The organism is Phycicoccus endophyticus, from assembly GCF_011326735.1.
Lineage (GTDB): Bacteria > Actinomycetota > Actinomycetes > Actinomycetales > Dermatophilaceae > Phycicoccus > Phycicoccus endophyticus.
The window spans coordinates 55851-74334 of sequence record NZ_JAANCN010000007.1 but is presented as its reverse complement, the minus strand read 5'-3'; the positions used below and the strand labels follow the sequence as shown (position 1 = coordinate 74334).

At 75.1% G+C, this 18484-nt stretch carries 21 protein-coding genes and 3 tRNA genes; 6 read left to right on the top strand and 18 right to left on the bottom strand.

Annotated features, from left to right (window positions below):
* Nucleotides 1-2: 2 nt before the first annotated feature.
* The 4 genes from orn (at nt 3) to G8D98_RS09405 (ending at nt 1725) form a co-directional block, all read left to right on the top strand.
* A complete protein-coding gene (orn, locus tag G8D98_RS09420; RefSeq protein WP_166102166.1) occupies nt 3-674 on the top strand; it encodes an oligoribonuclease in 672 nt (223 codons plus the stop codon).
* Between the two features lie 94 nt (nt 675-768).
* Nucleotides 769-841: transfer RNA gene (locus tag G8D98_RS09415), tRNA-His, on the top strand.
* 123 nt (nt 842-964) lie between these two features.
* The gene (locus G8D98_RS09410) at nt 965-1582 is read left to right on the top strand and encodes a copper resistance CopC family protein (RefSeq protein ID WP_166102163.1); all 618 of its coding nucleotides are present in this window, start codon (nt 965-967) and stop codon (nt 1580-1582) included.
* A gap of 67 nt (nt 1583-1649) precedes the next feature.
* Nucleotides 1650-1725, top strand: a tRNA-Lys gene (locus tag G8D98_RS09405).
* A gap of 36 nt (nt 1726-1761) precedes the next feature.
* On the opposite strand, the gene G8D98_RS09400 is transcribed toward G8D98_RS09405, so the two are convergent.
* From G8D98_RS09400 to G8D98_RS09350, 11 genes are all read right to left on the bottom strand, one after another.
* The gene (locus G8D98_RS09400; protein WP_166102161.1) at nt 1762-2025 is read right to left on the bottom strand and encodes a DUF3618 domain-containing protein; all 264 of its coding nucleotides are present in this window, start codon (nt 2023-2025) and stop codon (nt 1762-1764) included.
* A gap of 2 nt (nt 2026-2027) precedes the next feature.
* A complete protein-coding gene (gene bcp, locus G8D98_RS09395; protein ID WP_166102159.1) occupies nt 2028-2507 on the bottom strand; it encodes a thioredoxin-dependent thiol peroxidase in 480 nt (159 codons plus the stop codon).
* Between the two features lie 74 nt (nt 2508-2581).
* A tRNA-Leu gene (locus tag G8D98_RS09390) sits at nt 2582-2663 on the bottom strand.
* Between the two features lie 47 nt (nt 2664-2710).
* A complete protein-coding gene (rdgB, locus tag G8D98_RS09385) occupies nt 2711-3346 on the bottom strand; it encodes an RdgB/HAM1 family non-canonical purine NTP pyrophosphatase (RefSeq protein ID WP_166102156.1) in 636 nt (211 codons plus the stop codon).
* Nucleotides 3343-4089 (bottom strand): ribonuclease PH, encoded by a 747-nt coding sequence (gene rph, locus G8D98_RS09380; RefSeq protein ID WP_166102153.1) that lies wholly within the window; start codon nt 4087-4089, stop codon nt 3343-3345. Before rph ends, rdgB begins: the two co-directional genes overlap by 4 nt.
* A 10-nt stretch (nt 4090-4099) precedes the next feature.
* Entirely contained in the window at nt 4100-4903 is an 804-nt protein-coding gene (locus tag G8D98_RS09375) for an MBL fold metallo-hydrolase (RefSeq protein WP_166102150.1), read from the bottom strand.
* Complete coding sequence (murI, locus tag G8D98_RS09370; RefSeq protein ID WP_166102147.1) at nt 4900-5727, bottom strand: glutamate racemase; 828 nt, start codon at nt 5725-5727, stop codon at nt 4900-4902. The genes G8D98_RS09375 and murI overlap by 4 nt, the downstream gene beginning before the upstream one ends.
* Nucleotides 5728-5797: 70 nt before the next feature.
* Entirely contained in the window at nt 5798-6406 is a 609-nt protein-coding gene (locus G8D98_RS09365) for a DUF2017 family protein (protein WP_166102145.1), read from the bottom strand.
* A complete protein-coding gene (clpS, locus tag G8D98_RS09360; protein WP_166102142.1) occupies nt 6406-6696 on the bottom strand; it encodes an ATP-dependent Clp protease adapter ClpS in 291 nt (96 codons plus the stop codon). Before clpS ends, G8D98_RS09365 begins: the two co-directional genes overlap by 1 nt.
* Nucleotides 6697-6740: 44 nt before the next feature.
* Nucleotides 6741-7979, bottom strand: a complete 1239-nt coding sequence (locus tag G8D98_RS09355; RefSeq protein ID WP_166102140.1) for a homogentisate 1,2-dioxygenase — start codon at nt 7977-7979, stop codon at nt 6741-6743.
* Nucleotides 7980-8042: 63 nt separating this feature from the next.
* Complete coding sequence (locus G8D98_RS09350) at nt 8043-9419, bottom strand: HNH endonuclease (protein ID WP_166102137.1); 1377 nt, start codon at nt 9417-9419, stop codon at nt 8043-8045.
* A 134-nt stretch (nt 9420-9553) separates the two neighbouring features.
* Here G8D98_RS09350 and fahA point away from each other — a divergent pair, with 134 nt between their 5' ends.
* Nucleotides 9554-10759, top strand: a complete 1206-nt coding sequence (fahA, locus tag G8D98_RS09345) for a fumarylacetoacetase (protein WP_166102134.1) — start codon at nt 9554-9556, stop codon at nt 10757-10759.
* 22 nt (nt 10760-10781) lie between these two features.
* On the opposite strand, the gene G8D98_RS09340 is transcribed toward fahA, so the two are convergent.
* From G8D98_RS09340 to hppD, 3 genes are read right to left on the bottom strand one after another with little or no spacing between them, the layout of a single operon-like run.
* Nucleotides 10782-11162 carry an ankyrin repeat domain-containing protein gene (locus G8D98_RS09340; RefSeq protein ID WP_166102450.1) on the bottom strand — a complete coding sequence of 127 codons (381 nt, stop codon included), beginning with the start codon at nt 11160-11162 and terminating at the stop codon, nt 10782-10784.
* 20 nt (nt 11163-11182) lie between these two features.
* Complete coding sequence (locus G8D98_RS09335) at nt 11183-11944, bottom strand: RDD family protein (protein ID WP_166102131.1); 762 nt, start codon at nt 11942-11944, stop codon at nt 11183-11185.
* A gap of 60 nt (nt 11945-12004) precedes the next feature.
* A complete protein-coding gene (gene hppD / locus G8D98_RS09330) occupies nt 12005-13240 on the bottom strand; it encodes a 4-hydroxyphenylpyruvate dioxygenase (protein WP_166102128.1) in 1236 nt (411 codons plus the stop codon).
* 107 nt (nt 13241-13347) lie between these two features.
* On the opposite strand from hppD, the gene G8D98_RS09325 reads away from it, so the two are divergent.
* Entirely contained in the window at nt 13348-13836 is a 489-nt protein-coding gene (locus G8D98_RS09325; RefSeq protein WP_166102126.1) for an Lrp/AsnC family transcriptional regulator, read from the top strand.
* A gap of 45 nt (nt 13837-13881) precedes the next feature.
* Here G8D98_RS09325 and G8D98_RS09320 read toward each other — a convergent pair whose 3' ends face one another.
* The 4 genes from G8D98_RS09320 to G8D98_RS09305 all read right to left on the bottom strand — a co-directional run bounded on the left by G8D98_RS09320 (nt 13882) and on the right by G8D98_RS09305 (nt 18406).
* Nucleotides 13882-15645, bottom strand: coding sequence for a DEAD/DEAH box helicase (locus tag G8D98_RS09320; protein ID WP_166102123.1), 1764 nt, complete (start codon nt 15643-15645; stop codon nt 13882-13884).
* 88 nt (nt 15646-15733) lie between these two features.
* A complete protein-coding gene (locus G8D98_RS09315; protein ID WP_166102121.1) occupies nt 15734-16045 on the bottom strand; it encodes a DUF3039 domain-containing protein in 312 nt (103 codons plus the stop codon).
* A gap of 21 nt (nt 16046-16066) precedes the next feature.
* Complete coding sequence (locus tag G8D98_RS09310; RefSeq protein WP_166102118.1) at nt 16067-16627, bottom strand: YqgE/AlgH family protein; 561 nt, start codon at nt 16625-16627, stop codon at nt 16067-16069.
* Nucleotides 16628-18406, bottom strand: a complete 1779-nt coding sequence (locus G8D98_RS09305; RefSeq protein ID WP_229661756.1) for a DEAD/DEAH box helicase — start codon at nt 18404-18406, stop codon at nt 16628-16630.
* Nucleotides 18407-18484 lie beyond the last annotated feature (78 nt).

The window sequence follows — 18484 nt, the reverse complement described above, 5'->3', positions numbered from 1 at the left end:
GCATGTCCTCCACGCCCGACCGCGCGCACACCGACCGCATCGTGTGGATCGACTGCGAGATGACGGGGCTCTCGCTCGAGGCCGACGCGCTCGTCGAGGTCGCCGCCCTCGTCACCGACTTCGACCTGACCGTCCTCGGCGACGGGGTCGACGTCGTCGTCCGCCCGCCGGAGGAGGCCCTGGCCCAGATGGGCGACTTCGTCCGCGAGATGCACACGACCTCCGGCCTGCTCGAGGAGCTCGCGGAGGGCACGAGCCTCGAGCAGGCCCAGTCGATGGTCCTCGACTACGTCCGGGCCTGGGTCCCCGAGCCGGGCAAGGCCCCGCTCGGGGGCAACACGGTGGCGACCGACCGGGCCTTCCTCGCGCGTGACATGCCCGACCTCGAGGCGTACCTGCACTACCGGATCATCGACGTCTCCTCGATCAAGGAGCTCTCCCGGCGTTGGTTCCCGCGGGCCTACTTCGCCGCGCCGACCAAGTCCGGCGGCCACCGCGCCCTCGCCGACATCCGCGAGTCCATCGCCGAGCTGCGCTACTACCGCGAGGCCGTCTTCGTGCCACCGCCGGGCCGCTCGAGCGACGAGCTGCGCACCCTGGCAGCCCGGCACGTCGTCGACCACGCCGTGGCGGTGGCCGGGACCCGAGGCCCGTCGCCCGAGCCGGCCGGGTGAGCACCCGGGGTGGTCCGGAGCACCCCCGCACACCCGGTACGATGGTCCGCGCTGCGGGCGCACGACCTTCCTCGCGAGGTCGGCGCCCGCCGTGGTGGGTGTAGCTCAGCTGGTAGAGCACCTGGTTGTGGTCCAGGGGGCCGCGGGTTCAAGTCCCGTCACTCACCCCGATGTCGAAGCCCCCGACCCGCGCACGGGTCGGGGGCTTCGGCGCAGGGTCCTCGACCCGACCCGGGCAGGACGCCGTACCGGGCGACGCCCTGCCCGGCGCCCCTGGGAGAATCGGGCCCATGTTCTCGCGCCGGACGTCCACCGTGGTCACCCTCGTCGTGGTCGCGCTCGTCGCCGTGGCGCTCGTCGCGTCCGCCCTGCCGGTGTTCGCCGCCCCTGCTGCGGCACTGCCGGCGCACGCCCAGCTCGTCTCGACCGACCCCGAGGACGGCGCGAGCGTCGGGACGCTCGAGCAGGTCACGCTGACCTTCAGCGAGGAGGTCAACGACCGCTTCCTCCAGGTCCGGGTGGAGGGCCCCGACGGCGACGAGACCGACGGCGCGCCCCGCGTCGAGGGCACGTCGGTGGAGCAGCAGCTGGTCACCGACCTCCCGGCCGGGGAGCACACCGTTACCTACCGCGTCGTCAGCGTCGACGGCCACCCGGTGTCCGGGTCGCTGTCCTTCACGACGACCGAGGCGCCCGCCCGCCCGAGCGGGACGCCGAGCTCCTCGCCCACGTCGTCGCCGGCCACCACGAGCGCCTCGCCCTCGCCGTCATCCTCCTCGGAGCCGCCCTCGGCGAGCGCCTCGAGCGAGCCGGGCTGGCTGGTTCCCGCGCTCGGCGTGCTCGTGCTCCTCCTGCTCGTGGCGGGAGTCGCGCTGGCCCTGCACCGGCGCCGCTCCGCCCGCGGCTGAGACGGTCCCTGCGGGGCCTCGGCCGATTTCACGGGGCGGGCACGCGGCTGATAATGTCAGCCCTCGCGCGCCATTAGCTCAATTGGCAGAGCAGCTGACTCTTAATCAGCGGGTTCGGGGTTCGAGTCCCTGATGGCGCACCACCCCCGGGCTCACAGGTGGCGGCCCGGGCTTGCACCTCAGCGGCGACGCAGCGTGCGGTAGGCCACGACCCCCCCGACGACGGCGACCACCGCCGCGAGCGCGGCGAGCCGGTCGACCCGCAGCTGCCCCTCGGGGGTCGTCGCGACGTCGGCGAAGCGCGCCTTGGCCGCGTCGGCCTGCCGGCGCAGGACCGCGGCGGGCCTGGCCCGGCCGACGAGCTCGTCGACGGTGTGCGCCAGCCGCTCGCGGCGGGCGACGATCTCGGCCTCAAGGGTGTCGGCGGACGGGGTCTGGCTCATCGTCACTTCCCTCCGTCCAGGCCGAGGTCGCGCCGCAGCTTGGCGACGTGGCCGGTGGCCTTGACGTTGTACCAGGCGTGGGTCACGGTGCCCTCCTCGTCGAGGACGACCGTACTGCGGATGACGCCCTCGACGGTCTTCCCGTAGAGCTTCTTCTCCCCGAAGGCCCCCCACCGGGTCATCACGGCCCGGTCGGCGTCGGAGAGCAGCGTCAGGGTCAGGTGCTCCTTCTCGCGGAAGCGCGCGAGCCGCTCGGGCGAGTCCGGTGAGACGCCGAGCACGGTGTAGCCGTCGGCGGCGAGGGAGTCGAGCGACTCGCTGAAGTCACACGCCTGCGTCGTGCAGCCGGGCGTCATCGCCGCGGGGTAGAAGTACACGATGACCTTGCGCCCGCGCAGGTCGCTGAGGGTGACCTCCCCGCCGGTGTCGTCCGGGAGGGTGAAGTCGGGGGCGGTGTCGCCGGGGGCGAGCCGGTCGCTCACAAAGGCCTCCTGTCGGTGGTGGGTGCCGGTGTCAACCTATCGCGCGGCCCGAGGTCGGGATGCGCACCGGCCGGTGCGCAAGGCGGGACTCGAACCCGCACGCCCGAAGGCACCAGGACCTAAACCTGGCGCGTCTACCAGTTCCGCCACTTGCGCCGGAGGTTCTGCATGCTAGCCGGACCCGAGGCCGATGCCCGTCCCGGTCAGCCGAGGCGCTCGCGCAGGACCGGCGCGAGCGCGCGGAAGGCGTTGCCCCGGTGCGAGACCGCGTTCTTCTCCTCGTCCGTGTACTCGGCGAGGGTGCGGGTGTCCCCCGTGGGCACGAAGACCGGGTCGTACCCGAACCCGTGCTCGCCGCGCGGAGCCCGGGCCAGGCTCCCCTCGACCCGGCCCTGGACCCCGTCGACGCGCCCGTCCGGCAGGGCGAGGACCGCGGCACACACGAACGCGGCAGCGCGGTGCTCGTCGGGGACGTCGGCCACCTGCTCCAGGAGCAGGTCGAGGTTGGCCCGGTCGACCTGCGCGCGGGAGGCGCCGACGCCGGCGTGGGACCCGGACCACCGAGCCGAGAAGACGCCCGGGGAGCCACCGAGCACCTCGACCGCGAGCCCGGAGTCGTCCGCGAGGGCGGGCAGCCCGCTCGCGCGCGCGAGGGCGACCGCCTTGAGCCGGGCGTTGCCGAGGAAGGTCACCTCGGTCTCGGGGACCTCGGGCGCCTCCGCCAGTTCGCCGGCGCCGACCACCTCGAGGTCGAGCTCCTCGACGAGGTCGGCGAGGATCCGGCGCAGCTCGTGGACCTTGTGCTCGTTGCGGGTCGCCAGGACGACGCGGGCGCTCACCGGACGCGCTCGCGAGCCGGCGCCTCGAGAGCCGCGCCCTGGAGCCGGGTCAGCTGCGCGCAGCCGGTGCTCGCGAGGTCGAGGAGGCGGCCGAGCAGCTCGCGGTCGAACGGCTCGCCCTCGGCGGTGCCCTGCACCTCGACGAACCGGCCGTCGCCGGTCATCACGACGTTCATGTCGGTGTCGGCGGTGGAGTCCTCCGGGTAGTCCAGGTCGAGCACCGGCTCACCCGCGACGACGCCGACGCTCACCGCGGCGACCGACCCGGTCAGCGGCTTCGCCCCGGCCGCGAGCAGGCCGCGGGCCCGGGCGTCGGCGACGGCGTCCGCGAGGGCCACGTAGGCGCCGGTGATCGCCGCCGTGCGGGTACCGCCGTCGGCCTGGAGCACGTCGCAGTCGAGGACGACGGTGTTCTCCCCGAGGGCCGCGGTGTCGATGACCGCGCGCAGGCTGCGCCCGACGAGCCGACTGATCTCGTGGGTGCGTCCCCCGACCTTGCCGCGGCGGGACTCGCGGTCGCTGCGGGTGTTCGTCGAGCGCGGGAGCATCTCGTACTCGGCGGTGACCCAGCCCGTGCCCCGGCCCTTGAGCCAGCGGGGCACGCCCTCGGTGAAGGAGGCCGCGCACAGCACCCGGGTGCGGCCGAACTCGACGAGGACGCTGCCCTCGGCGTGGTCGAGCCAGTTGCGGGTGAGCCGCACCTCGCGGAGCCGATCGGTGGGGCGTCCGTCGTGTCGCGTCATGCCGAGCAGGCTAACGGCCGGCGGCGCGGGCGGCGCGGGCGCCACCGACGTCGACGACGAGCCCCCCGCGGGCGAGCTCGACCTCGCCGGGCCACACCGCGGCGGCCTGGGCCCGGCAGGTCTGCGGGTCGTTCCAGGCGGGCAGGTGCGTCAGCACCAGCCGGCCCACCCCGCCGGCCCGCACCGCCGCGGCCGCGGCCCGCGAGCCGCTGAGGTGGATGCCGCGGGTGGCGTCGTCGCGACCGTCGACGAACGCGCAGTCGAGCAGGGCCACGTCCGCGCCGGTGAGAAGGGGGTCGAGGTTGGGGCAGTCGTCGGTGTCACCGGTGAAGGCCAGGACGGCGCCGTCGGCCTCGACCCGGTAGCCGTAGGCCTCCACCGGGTGCCGGACCGCGTACGGCGTGACGCGGAAGGGGCCCACCGTGAAGGGCTCGGCGTCGGCGACCGGCGTGAAGGCGTACTCACCGTCCATCCCACCCGGCTCGAGACCGTGGTACATCACCGCGAGCCGGGCCGCGGTACCGACCGGGCCGTGGACCGGCAGCTTTGCCGCCAGCGGGCCCTGGGGCCGGTAGCGCCGCAGGACGTAGAGGCCGAGGAGGTCGGCGCAGTGGTCGGGATGGAGGTGGCTGAGCACGACGGCATCGAGGTCGGCGGGGTCGACGTGGCGCTGCAGCGGCCCGAGCGAGCCGCTGCCGAGGTCGAGCACGAGCCGCCACGGGCGCCCCTCGTGGTCGGCCTCGAGCAGGTAGCAGGACGCCGGGGAGTCCGGGCCGGGGAAGGAGCCCGAGCAGCCGACGACGGTGAGCCTCATGCGATCCCCGCCCGGACGACGGTCGGCGGGGAGGCGAAGACCGGGCCGACGGAGGAGCCCACCCCGAGGAAGCGCACCGCGAGCCGGCGGAACTCCTCGGGGTCGCCGGTCGTGGTGAAGCCGTGCCCCGGTGGCGGCAGGTGGTCCGGCCGCAGCAGCCCGGTGTCGGCGAGCACCCGGTAGACGTCCTTGGCGGTCTCCTCGGCCGAGGAGACGAGCGTGACGTCCTCGCCCATGACGTAGGAGATGACCCCGGTGAGCAGCGGGTAGTGGGTGCAGCCGAGGACGAGCGTGTCGACGTCGTGGGCACGCAGCGGGTCGAGGTAGTCGTGGGCGACCCCGACGAGCTCCGGGCCGCCGGTGACGCCCGCCTCGACGAACTCGACGAAGCGCGGGCACGGCGTGCTCGTGACGTCCAGGTGCGGCGCCGCGGCGAACGCGTCGAGGTAGGCGCCGGACTGGTGGGTGCCCCGGGTGGAGATGACGCCCACCCGGCCGTTGCGCGTGGCCGCGGCGGCGCGGCGCACCGCCGGCCGGATGACCTCGACGACGGGCACGTCGTAGCGCTCCCGCGCGTCGTGGAGCACCGCGGCGCTCGCCGTGTTGCACGCGATGACGAGCACCTTCACCCCGTGGTCGACGAGCCGGTCGAGGCACTGCAGGGCGAGCTCGCGGGTCTGGGCGATCGGCCGCGGCCCGTAGGGAGCCCGTGCGGTGTCGCCGAAGTACGCGACCGACTCGTGGGGCAGCTGGTCGAGGATCGCCCGCATGACGGTCAGTCCGCCGTAGCCGGAGTCGAAGACCCCGATGGGTGAGTCGGTCACCCGCCCCAGCGTAGGTGCGTCCGGCGACCTGCCCTCGCCCGGAGGGCGGTCTGGCGCGTCACACCGGGGCTCAGGAGCGCAGGAGGGCCTCGGTGAGGGTCTCCTGCAGCCAGGTGAGGAAGTCGTAGAGGGCGAGCGCGTGGACGAGCGGGTCGTCCGCCCCCAGGGCGTCGGCGGCCACCTCCAGCCGCTCGTGGTCCTCGTCGGCGCGCAGCCCCAGCCGCTCCCCGAGCACGAGGCGGACGTCGGTGAGCGCGGTGAGGAAGGCGTGTGCCTGCGGCTCGTCGAGGGCCACCCGGTCCCCGTCGCCGAGCACCGCGGCGGAGGCCGCGAGGGCGCTGCCCTTGCGGTGACGCAGGCCGCCCTCGGTGAGCCGGCGGAACTCGGCGGCGGCCCCCTCGTCCTCCCGGTGGGCGGCCGGGAGCAGCCGGTCCAGCGCGGGGTCGCGCTCACCCGCCTCCAGGGACGCCGCCTCCTGACCCTCGCCACCCTCGGCGAGGGTCAGGCCCGCGACGAGGTCGTCGAAGGCCGCGTCCCCCGTCCCCGGGCCCTGCGGCGGCTCGAGGAGGTCTCGGACCTGCGCCATGAGCGAGGCGACCACCGAACGCTCCTGGGCGTCCAGGGTGGCGACGAAGCGCCGCTGCCCGCCCCGCCCGCTGCGACGGAACCCCTGGGCCATCACGCGTCCTTCTGGAAGGTCGCCCACAGCCCCCAGCCGTGGAGGGCCTCGGTGTCGGCCTCCATCGCCTCGCGGCGGCCGGTCGCGACGACCGCCCGGCCCTCGGTGTGCACCTTGATCATCAGCTCCTCGGCCTTCTCGCGGGCGTAGCCGAAGTGCTGCTGGAGGACGAACGTCACGTACGACATGAGGTTGACCGGGTCGTTCCACACGATGGTCACCCACGGCACGTCGGGGGCCACGTCCTCCGCGGGGCGAAGGACCTCCTCGGTCACGGGCGCGAGCGACACGGCCCCAGGATAGGAGCCGCCGTCGGCTCGGGCGCGCCCGCGGGTCAGGAGCGCCCGCGGCCCCAGGAGCGCGCGTACTCCCCGTCGTCGACGGTTCGCCCGCCCTCGCCGAGCTCGAGCGGGCGGAAGGTGTCGACCATGACGGCCAGCTCGTCGAAGAACTCCACCCCGATCGAGGCCTCGGCCGCACCGGGCTGGGGCCCGTGGGCATGCCCGCCGGGGTGCACGGTGACCGAGCCCTTGCCGATGCCCGACCCCTTGCGCGCCTCGTAGTCGCCGTCGACGTAGAACATGATCTCGTCGCTGTCGACGTTGGAGTGGTAGTACGGCACGGGGATGGCGAGCGGGTGGTAGTCGACCTTGCGGGGGACGAACGCGCAGACGACGAACGCCGGGCCCTCGAAGACCTGGTGGACCGGCGGCGGCTGGTGGACCCGCCCGGTGATCGGCTCGAAGTCCCGCACGTTGAAGGCGTACGGGTAGAGGCAGCCGTCCCAGCCGACGACGTCGAGCGGGTGGAAGGGCAGCTCGTGGACCGTGCCGACGATGCCGCCGGGACCGGAGCCGCGGTGCTTGACGTAGACCTCCGTGGCGTCGCCCTCCTGCGCGCCGACGTCCTCGGCGAGCAGCGGGCCCTGCGGCGGGCGCAGGTCCCGCTCGCAGTAGGGGGCGTGCTCGAGGAGCTGGCCGTAGCGGCTGAGATAGCGCCTCGGCGGCGCGATGTGGCCGGCGGCCTCGATGCAGTACGCGCGCAGCGGCTCCCGGCGCGAGCGCCGCGGCAGCCAGCGGTGGGTGGTCGCGCGGGGCAGGACGAGGAAGTCGCCCTCGGCGACGTCGAAGGCGCCGAAGACCGTCTCCACCCGGGCCGCGCCCCGCTCGACGTAGACACACTCGTCGCCGACGGCGTTGCGGTACCAGGGGCTCGGCGCTCCGGCGACGACGTAGGAGAGGCGGACGTCGCCGTTGCCGAGGACGAGGCGTCGCCCGGTGACGACGTCGGTGGCCGCGACGTCCTTGGCGGAGAAGAGGTCGTGCAGGCGCAGGTGGCGCGGCCGCAGCGGGTGGTTGGGGGTGGTCGAGAGGTCGCCGACGGCCCACTCCCGGGCGCCGACGGTGGCCGAGGGGATGGCCCGGTGGTAGAGGAGGCTGGAGTCGGAGCTGAACCCCTCCTCCCCCATGAGCTCCTCGGAGTACAGCGCGCCGGGGCGGCCGCGCCGGCCCGGCCTGCGGTGCTGGGTGTGCCGCTTCGGGGGGATGGACCCCATCGCCTGGTAGTACGCCACCGTGCTGCTCCACCTCGTCGTGGTCGGCCGTTCGGACCTGCTCGGCCCACCCTAGGACGCGGCTCAGGCGGCGTCGAGCAGGGCGGCCAGGTGGCTCTCCAGGGCCGAGGTGCCCGGGGGTGGGTCGCTGCCCCAGCCGAGCAGGGGTGGTGCCTGGGAGCGGTGGCGGCGCCCGGTCGGGTCGACGAGCTCGAGCTCGAGCGGGGAGCCGCGGACCACGTGGACCCGCCACCCCGGTGCCTCCTTGACCTGGTTGCACCGGGCACAGCGCCCGGCGCCGTTGGCCAGGCTGGTGGGCCCTCCGGCACGGACAGGGTGGGTGTGGTCGGCGTGGACGATGGCCGCGTCGCACCACGGGGTCGAGCAGACATCGTCACGCAGCACGAGCAGACGGCGCAGGAGGCCGGAGAACCCCCGGCGGCGGGAGTCCATCGCGACGAGGTCGCGCCCGCCGGGGGCGGTGTAGAGCCGCCGGACCCAGACCGCACCGGCACCGGCGGCACGGACCCAGGCCCGGCCCACCGGGGCCGGGACGGGGCCGTGGCCGGGCACGCGGCCGGGTTCCATCGGCGAGCGCAGCGGGTCGCCCGTGCCGAGGAGGGCTCGGTCGGTCATCACGAGCTGGACCTCCACAGGCGTCACGGTGCCGCGCGCCCGCCCGGAGAGCAGCCGTAGCGCGGTGTCGGCAGCGACCGCACCCGCGGCCCGCCCGTCGGCGGCCTCGTCGGCGCACCGGCCGCCCGCGACGGCCCGGGCGTGGACCTGCAGCGCGGCCTGGGCGCCGACCACGTCGCGCAGGGGGCCGAGCACGGTGAGGTAGGCCATGCCGTCGGGAGCCGGGCGGACCGTGACCCGCCGGGAGGCGACGGCCCGCTCCATCCGGCGCACGACGCCGGCGGCGTCGAGCTCGGCCGCGACGCGCTGCGCGGCACGCCCGGCGGAGCGCCAGCCGAGCCGGGGCAGCAGGGGTGCGACGCGCTCGTCGACGACGGCGCGGTGCTCGCGAGAGAGGGTCGCCGTCTCGCGGACGACCTCGAGGACGTGGCGCTCCCCGACGAGCCCCTGCTCGAGGGCCCGCATGGTGGCCGGCATCTCGTGCACGAGAACGTGCGACAGCCCGACGAACCGGTCGCCGAGCACCGGCGACTCCCGCCGTGCCAGGGCGACCTGCGAGCCGAGGCTGCGCCGGGCGTCCTGCGACCGGAGGCCGCGCCGGGCGCCCTGCGACCCGTCGCGCGTCTGGGAGGCCCGCACCTCCTCCACGGCCCGCGCCTGGAGGGCGCAGGCGGCCCCCTTCAGCCGCTCCAGCTCGGTGACGAGCTCGAGACGCTCGCGGTCGGTGAGCGCGGCGAGGTCGACCGCGGCGAGCGAGCGGCGCACGCGGGCCACGCCCGCCCCGGCCGGCGGCCGTTCGGTGGCTGTCGCCGCACTCCCGTCCATGAACCGAACCTAGCCGCGACCACCGACAGCGCCCCCTGCCGAGAAGTGCACGCCCTCGACGTCCTGCCGGCACCGGTCGCGGCGACCGACGACACCGCGCGGTAGGTTGCGAGCATGTCGACGAGGAGGCGCCGATGAGCTGGCTGGGCCTCCCCGCCGAGCACCCCTTCGGGGTCGACAACCTGCCCTACGGCGTCTTCTCGACCGGGGGCGGCCCGCGCCGCGTCGGGGTGCGGGTGGGCGAGCACGTCCTCGACCTCGCCGCCTGCGCCGAGCGCGCCGGGATGGAGTCCGCGGCGGTGTGGCGCGCGGGCAGCCTCGACGCGTTCCTCGCCGAGGGCGCCCGCGCCTGGACCGCCGCCCGCGAGTGGCTCCTCGAGCAGCTGACGTCAGCGGCCCACCGGGACGCCGTCGAGCCGTACCTCGTCCCGCTCGAGCAGGTGGCGATGCACCTGCCGTTCTCCGTCGCCGACTACGTCGACTTCTACGCCAGCGAGCACCACGCGAGCAACGTCGGGCGCATCTTCCGGCCCGACGGCGAGCCGCTGCCGCCGAGCTGGCGGCACCTGCCCGTCGGCTACCACGGACGCGCCGGCACCGTCGTCGTCTCCGGGACCGACGTCGTGCGGCCGGTCGGCCAGCGCCGGGCACCGACCGAGACCGCGCCCACCCTCGGCCCGAGCACGCGCCTGGACCTCGAGGCCGAGCTGGGCTTCGTCGTCGGCGGAGGGACCGAGCTCGGCCGGCGGGTCGACCTCGCCGAGGCCGACGACCACCTCTTCGGGACGGTCCTGCTCAACGACTGGTCCGCCCGCGACCTCCAGGCCTGGGAGTACGTGCCGCTCGGCCCCTTCCTCGGCAAGTCGTTCGCGACGAGCATCAGCCCCTGGGTGGTCACGACCGACGCGCTGCGCGCCGCCCGCGTGCCCCTCCCCCGCCAGCACCCCGCACCCCTGCCCTACCTGCGCGGCGAGGCCGCCTACGGGCTCGAGGTCCACCTCGAGGTGGAGTGCAACGGCACCGTCGTCTCCCGGCCCGAGTACCGCGACATGTACTGGTCGCCGGTGCAGATGCTCACCCACCTCACCGTCAACGGCGCGAGCCTGCGCCCGGGTGACCTGTTCGGCTCCGGGACGGTCAGCGGCCCGGACCCGGGCAGCCGGGGCAGCCTGCTCGAGCTGACGTGGAGCGGGCAGGAGCCCCTGACCCTCGCCGACGGCAGCACCCGCACCTTCCTCGAGGACGGCGACACCGTGACGCTGCGGGCCACGGCTCCCGGGCCGGACGGGGCGGTCATCGGCTTCGGGGCCTGCACGGGGACGGTCCGCCCGGCGCGCTGAGGCGGACCGGGGGCGACCCGCCTCAGGGAGCCCGCGGCGGCAGCAGCGCGGCGAGCTCGGAGCCGAACATCGCGGCCGCCTCCCGCGCGGTCGGGACCCCGGCGTCCGGGTCGGCGCCCCCGGCGAGCAGGGCCTCGGCGACCGCGCGCTCCCCCTTGAACACCGCACCGGCGAGCGGGGTCTGCCCACGCAGGTTGGGGCGGTCGGGGTCGGCGCCGCGCGCGAGCAGGCCGCGGACGAGGCCGTCGTGTCCGTGGTAGGCGGCGAGCATGACGAGGGTGTCGCCCGAGCCGTTCGCCAGGTCGATCGGCGCGCCGGCGTCGACGTAGTCGAGCAGCCAGGACGACCCGCGGCGTGCCAGGTCGAACAGCCGGCCGGCGAGCTCGGCGACCTCCGGCGGCATCCCGGCCGGCAGGTCCTCGCTCACCGGCGCAGCACGACGACGGTGCCGGCCACCTTGTCGTGCAGTGTCTGGCGCCGCGGGTCCCAGAGCAGCCAGGCGGGGTCGAGGACGGTGAGCACGAAGGCCGGCAGGCCGAGCAGGGGGACGAGCCCCAGCACCTGGGTGGCGATCTCGACGAGCTGCCGGCGGACGGCGACGCCGCCGCTCACGGGGCCCGGCCCGTCCGCGGGGCGCACGCGGGTGCCGAGCAGCATCTTCCCCGGCGTGGCGGCCCGCCAGGTGAGGAAGCCGACCTCGTAGACGAGGTTGACGGCCAGCCCGATGAGCGTGACCGGCAGAGTCGCCTCGGTGAGCGCGCTCTGCAGGGCGGTGAGGTCGGGGTTGGCGTCGCCGGCGACGGCCTGGGAGAGCAGGTCCTCGACGGCGGCGGAGAGATCGCCGAGGAAGGGCAGCGAGAGCAGGCCCGCCACGATGCTCTTCAGCACGGCGTCGACGACGCGCGCGAGCAGCCGGCGCCACCACTCGGCGAGCACGTCGCCGTCGGGCAGCCGCTCCCCCGCGACGGAGGCGGGGCCGTAGGCGGGGGGCGCGCCCCAGCCGCCGGCCGAGCCGGGCCCGCCGGCCGGCCCGCCCGGTGCCGCCGGGGGCGGCTGCGAGGTGACCGGCGGGGGCGGCGGGTTGCGGGGGGTGACGTGCTGGGTCCACACGACACCGTCGAAGTACCTCAGCTGGTCGGCGTCCTCGGGGTCGGTGTACCAGCCCGGGGCGGTCGGCTCGCTCATGTCCCCAGCCTCGCACGCCGTGGCCGCGGCCCGGTGACCGATCCGGGCGGCGAGAGCACCTCAGAGGTTGCCGCGCCGCTCCTGCTCGCGCTCGATGGACTCGAAGAGCGCCTTGAAGTTGCCCTTGCCGAACCCGAGCGACCCGTGCCGCTCGATGATCTCGAAGAAGACCGTCGGCCGGTCCCCGAGCGGCTTGGTGAAGATCTGCAGGAGGTAGCCGTCCTCGTCGCGGTCGACGAGGATGCCGCGCCGCTGCAGCTCCTCGATGGGGACGCGGACCTCGCCGATGCGGGCCCGCAGCTCGGGGTCCTCGTAGTAGGCGTCCGGGGTGTCGAGGAACTCCACGCCCTCGCGGCGCAGCTCGTCGACGGTGCGCAGGATGTCACCGGTCGCGAGCGCGAGGTGCTGGGCACCGGGGCCGCCGTAGAACTCGAGGTACTCGTCGATCTGGCTCTTCTTGCGAGCCACCGCCGGCTCGTTGAGGGGGAACTTCACCCGGTGGTTGCCGTTGGCCACCACCTTGGACATCAGCGCCGAGTAGTCGGTCGCGATGTCGTCGCCGATGAACTCGGCCATGTTCACGAAGCCCATGACGCGGTGGTAGAAGGAGACCCACTCGTCCATCTTCCCGAGCTCGACGTTGCCGACGATGTGGTCGAGAGCCTGGAAGAGGCGCTTGGGGGCCCCCTCGCGCTTGACGAACGTGGACTGCGCCGGCAGGTGGCCGGGCAGGTACGGGCCTGCGTAGCGCACGCCGTCGACGACCCGCTGGACGAGGCTGTGACGGGTCTCGCCGTACGTGGCGATCGCCGCGACCCGGACGGTGCCGTGCTCGTCGGTGAGCTCCTGCGGCTCCTGGAGGACCGTGGCACCGGCGCGCCGCGCCTGGGCGACGCACACCTCGACGTCGGGCACCTCGAGGGCGATGTCGACAACCCCGTCCCCGTGCCGGGCGTGGTGGCCGACGAGCGGGCTGTCCGGGGTGACCGCCCCCTGGAGGACGAAGCGGATCGAGCCCGACCTGAGCACGTAGGACTTGTGGTCGGCGGTGCCGTTCTCGGGGCCGGCGTAGGCGACCAGCTCCATCCCCCACGCGCTCTGGTAGTAGTGCGCGGCCTGGGTGGCGTTGCCGACGACGAAGACGATGGCGTCCCAGCCGGTGACCGGGAAGGGGTCGCGGCTCTCGTCGTACTCGACGAGCCCGACGAGCTGCTTGAGCTGGTCGAGGTCGAGGTCGGCCTCACGCTCGCTCGCGGTGAGGTCACGGCCGGCGGACGTCGTCGTCGTGTCAGTCATCCCGTCACTGTCCGGACGCGGAGCACGGTGTGCAACCGCACCACCTCGACCTGGGCACGGTGCGCACGGTGTTGCCAGGAGGCCCCACTGCACTGGACGATGTGACCATGCCTCGACCCGACGGTGTGGACGCCCTCGACGCCCGGATCATCGCGCTGTTCACCGAGGACCCGCACGTCGGGGTCCTCGGCGCCTCGCGCCGCCTGGGGGTGGCCCGCGGCACCGTGCAGGCGCGGATCGACCGGCTCCAGGAGCGCGGCGTCATCGCCTCCTTCGCCCCCCGGGTCGAGCCGCGGGCTCTCGGGTACCCGGTGAGCGCCTACTGCACGCTCGAGATCCGTCAGCGCCAGGGGCACGGGCCGGTCGTCGCCCATCTCTCGGCGATCCCGCAGGTGCTCGAGATCCACTCCATCACCGGCGCCGGGGACCTGCTCGTGCGCGTGGCCGCCCGGGACAACGCGGACCTCGGGCGGGTCATCGACGAGATCATCGACGACGTCCACGTGCTGCGCGCCAACACGGCGATCTGCCTCGTCACGCACCTGCCGCACCGCACCGGGCCGCTCGTCGAGGCCGCCGCCGGCGAGGACGGGTGAGGCCGTGGCGGAGGGCCCGAGCGCCCAGGGTGGTGTCCAGCGCCCTCAGCGGCGGCCGACGAACCAGCGCCGGATCCGCGCGATGCGCTCGGTCACCTGCTCGCTCGTCGCGGCCGCGAGCTCCGGGCCGCCACACGCACGACGCAGGTCGAGGTGGACGGTGGCGTGCGGCGCACCCGTCTTGGCGGAGTAGGCGGCGACGAGCTTGTTGAGCTCCTTGCGCTGCGCGGCGAGGGCGCGGTGCTGCGCCGGGGGCGCGGGTGCCGCCGCGCGGGCGGGGCGGGCGGCGGTCGCCTGCTTGGTCTGCCGCTCGTGCAGGAGCATGGCGACCTGGTCGGGCTCGAGCAGCCCCGGCAGGCCGAGGTAGTCCTGCTCCTCGGGCGAGCCGGCCGCCGCGTGCAGACCGTACTGCTGGGCGTCGAAGAGGACGTGGTCGAAGTGCGCGTCGGACTCGAGCGCCTCGAACCGGGACTCGTCCTCGAAGGCCGCGGCCGGCTCGGACCGGTTCGCCGCGGCGACAAGGCCCTCCTCCTCGGCCCACAGCGAGGCCTCGTCCTCGTCGCTGCGCGGCCGGTCGAGGGCGTGGTCGCGCTCCTCCTCCATCGTCGCTGCGAGCTGGAGGACGACCGGCACCGAGGGCAGGAAGACCGACGCGGTCTCGCCGCGCCGACGGGCGCGCACGAACCGACCGACGGCCTGCGCGAAGAACAGCGGGGTCGAGGTGGAGGTCGCGTAGACGCCCACGGCGAGGCGGGGGACGTCGACGCCCTCGGAGACCATCCGCACCGCGACCATCCACCGGGACTCGTCGGCGGCGAACTGCTCGATCCGCGCGCTCGCGCCGGCGTCGTCGGACAGCACGACGGTGGCGGGCTCGCCGGTGACCCGCTCGAGGATCCTCGCGTACGCCCGGGCGGCGGTCTGGTTCGAGGCGATGACGAGCCCGCCGGCGTCCGGGACGTGGCGGCGCACCTCGGTGAGCCGCTTGTCGGCGGCCGCGAGCACCGCGGGGACCCACTCCCCCTTCGGGTCGAGCGCCGTGCGCCAGGCGTGCGCCGTCTGGTCCTTGGTCAGCGGCTCGCCGAGCCGTGCCGCGACCTCGTCACCGGCCTTGGTGCGCCATCGCATCGCGCCGCCGTAGGCGAGGAAGAGCACCGGGCGGACCACGCCGTCGCGCAGGGCGGCCGCGTACCCGTAGGTGTAGTCGGCCGCCGAGCGCAGGATGCCGTCCTCTCCCATCGCGTACCGGACGAACGGGATGGGGTTGGTGTCCGAGCGGAACGGGGTCCCGGTGAGGGAGAGCCGGCGGGCCGCGGGCGTGAATGCCTCGCGGATGCCGTCGCCCCACGAGCGCGCGTCGCCGCCGTGGTGGATCTCGTCGAGGATGACGAGGGTCGCGGTGGCCTCGGTGCGCCGGCGGTGCAACGCGGGGTTGGCCGCGACCTGGGCGTAGGTCAGGGCCACGCCGTCGTACTCGCTGGACTGCACGCCGGCGGTGTTGGCGAACGCCGGGTTGAGCTGGATGCCGACCCGCCCGGCCGCGTCGGCCCACTGGGTCTTCAGGTGCTCGGTCGGCGCGACGACGGTCACCGCACCGACCACCCCCCGGTCGAGCAGCTCGGTCGCGATCCGCAGCGCGTAGGTGGTCTTCCCGGCGCCGGGGGTGGCGACGGCGAGGAAGTCACGGACGTCCTCGCGCAGGTAGGCGGCCAGCGCCTCCTCCTGCCAGGCGCGCAGCTTCGCCGCGGTCCCCCACGCGGCACGCTCGGGGTAGGCGGGGGGGAGGTGTCCGGCGGCTGAGGTACTCATGGGCGAGCGCCACCCTAACCGCCGCACCCGGACCGGCCGACGGGCGACTCGCCGAGGCCGGTCGGCTCTGCCTCGAGCGGCCGTCCGGCTACTCCCCGCCGTCCTCCGGGGGGCGCAGCCCGTCGTAGATCTCCTTGCACGTCGGGCACACCGGGAAGCGCTGCGGGTCCCGCCCCGGGACCCAGACCTTGCCGCACAGGGCGGTCACCGGCTCGCCGGAGAGCGCGCTCTCGAGGATCTTCTCCTTGCGCACGTAGTGGGCGAAGCGCTCGTGGTCACCCGGCTCCGCGACCTCGGGGGTGGTCTCGGTGCGCTCGAGGACGGCGGTCTGGGTCTGCGGGCCGCCCGGGTCGCCGTCGGGGGCGTCCGGGTCGCTGGGCCGCGGCGTCGTCTCGCTCATCGCCTCAGGGTACGCCGGGGCTCAGTTCAGCGCCGGGTCCGGCGGGTACCACGCCATCCAGCGCAGCGGCTCGGGCTGGCGACGCAGCACCCGCTGCCAGAGGTCCTCGGGGTGGTCGGTGAAGGCGTCGGCGCTCTCCCCGTCGACGACGAACCAGGAGCCGGTCGCGAGCTCCTCCTCGAGCTGGCCCGGCGACCAGCCCGCGTAGCCGGCGAAGATCCGCAGGCCGGCGAGGGCCTGCGCGACCGACCCGGGTGGGGTGTCGAGGTCGACGAGCGCGACCGAGCCGAAGAGCCGGCGGACGCCGGCGGGCTCGGGCGCGTCACCGGGGACCGCGACGAGACCGAGCGCGGAGTCCAGCTGGACCGGGCCGCCCTGGAACATCGTGGCCGGCCGGCTGGCGTGCTGCTCCCAGCCGGGCAGGACGGCCTCGATGCCGGCCTCGATCGGACGGTTGAGGACGAGACCCTGGGCCCCGTCCTCACCGTGGTGCAGGACGAGGACGACCCCCCGCCGGAAGACGCCCTCCTCGATCTGCGGTGTCGCGACGAGGAGGCGCCCGGTCGTGGAGGTCGCGCTCACCTACGCCATTGTGCCCCCACGGCCCGAGGAGCGCCGGTGGCTCGCGGGGGCGCCACGGCCGCGCTCGGAGCGCCCGCCGGAGCGCCCTCCGCGCCGTGGCGGCCCACCGCGGCGGCCGCCGCGCCGGGGGGCCTCGAGCAGGGGCCGCCAGACGTCCTCGGGCACGGGGACACCGCTCGGGGCGACGGCACCGAGGGCGGCGAGCGTCGGGTCGCCCGGTGCGACCTTGGCGGTCTGCGCCTGCGCACCGGCCCCCTCGATGATCCGGGTCACCATCCGGCGCTGGTGCGGCAGCGCGAGCATGACGACCGCGCCCTGCTCGCCCGCCCGCGCCGTACGGCCGGCCCGGTGCAGGTAGTCCTTGTGGTCCTTGGGCGGGTCCACCTGGACGACGAGGCCGATGTCGTCGACGTGGATGCCGCGGGCGGCGACGTCGGTCGCGACGAGCACCGGCAGCCGACCCTCGCGGAAGGCCCCGAGCACCCGGTTGCGCACGCCCTGGGAGAGCCCGCCGTGCAGCGCGGCGGCGAGGACGCCCCGCTCGCGCAGCTCGCGGGCGATCCGCTCGGCACCGAGCTGGGTGCGGGCGAAGACGACGGTGCGCCCGGCCCGCCCGGCGAGCTCGGCGGTCAGGGCCTTCTTGTCCTGCGGGTCGATGAGCAGCACATGGTGGCTCATCGTCGTCACGGCCGCCTGGGCCTCGTCGGTGGAGTGCGTGACGGGGTCGACGAGGTAGCGCTGCACGAGGGTGTCGACGCCACGGTCGAGCGTGGCCGAGAAGAGCAGCCGCTGCCCGCCCTCGGGCACCGCGTCGAGGATCGCGGTGACCTCGGGGACGAAGCCCATGTCGGCCATGTGGTCCGCCTCGTCGAGGATCGCGACCTCGACCCCGCCGAGCTCGACGGCGCCGCGGTCCATGAGGTCCACGAGCCGCCCGGGCGTCGCGATGAGCAGGTGCACGCCGCGGCGGAGCGCGGAGATCTGCCCCTCGTAGGAGAGCCCGCCCGCGACGAGGCGGTGGCGCAGCCCGGCGACGTGGACGAAGGGCTCGAGCGCGTCGCTCACCTGCATCGCGAGCTCACGGGTCGGGACGAGGACGAGTGCCCGCGGGCGCCGAGGCTGCGGGGCGCCGCCCTCGGCCAGCCGGGCGATCGTCGGCAGGCCGAAGGCCAGGGTCTTGCCCGAGCCGGTCCGGCCGCGGCCGAGGACGTCGCGCCCGGCGAGGGCGTCGGGGATCGTCGCGGCCTGGATGGGGAAGGGGTCGGTGATGCCGTCGCGGGCGAGCCGCTCGACGACCCGCGCGGGCAGCCCGAGGGCGGCGAAGCCGTTGTCGGCAGTCACCTCGCGCGGCCCGCCCGCCGCGGTGGAGCGGTAGGTGGTCCAGGTGTCGGCCTGGGCCCGCTCGGTCTCGGGCGACTCCGGGCGCGTCGTGCGCTCGGCCCGGCGCCCCTCGTGGCGGTCCCGGCGGGCGGGGTCGGCCACCCGGGGCTCCTGCTCCCGGCGGGGCCGCTCACCGCGCTCGCGACGGGGCCGCTCGTCGTGCGGGCGACGCGGCTGACGGGTCCGCCCGTCCTCGCGTCGGGGCTCCTCGCTGCGCGCCGGGCGCTCACTGCGCGCGGGGCGCTCGCTGCGCGCGGGGCGCTCGCTGCGCGGCGTCGAGCCGGCGGGGGCTCCCTGGCCGCGGTGCGGCTTCTTGGTCGCCTTGCGGGCCTGGGCCTTGCGGGCAGCGCTCCAACGGGCCTTCGGCCCGGATGCCTTCTTCGGCATGGTGGTACTCACCTGTGTCTCGGTCGTGATGGCGTCTGACAGACACGTCGTCGGCCGGTGGCGAAACAGCAGGGACAACGGGTCTCCGGG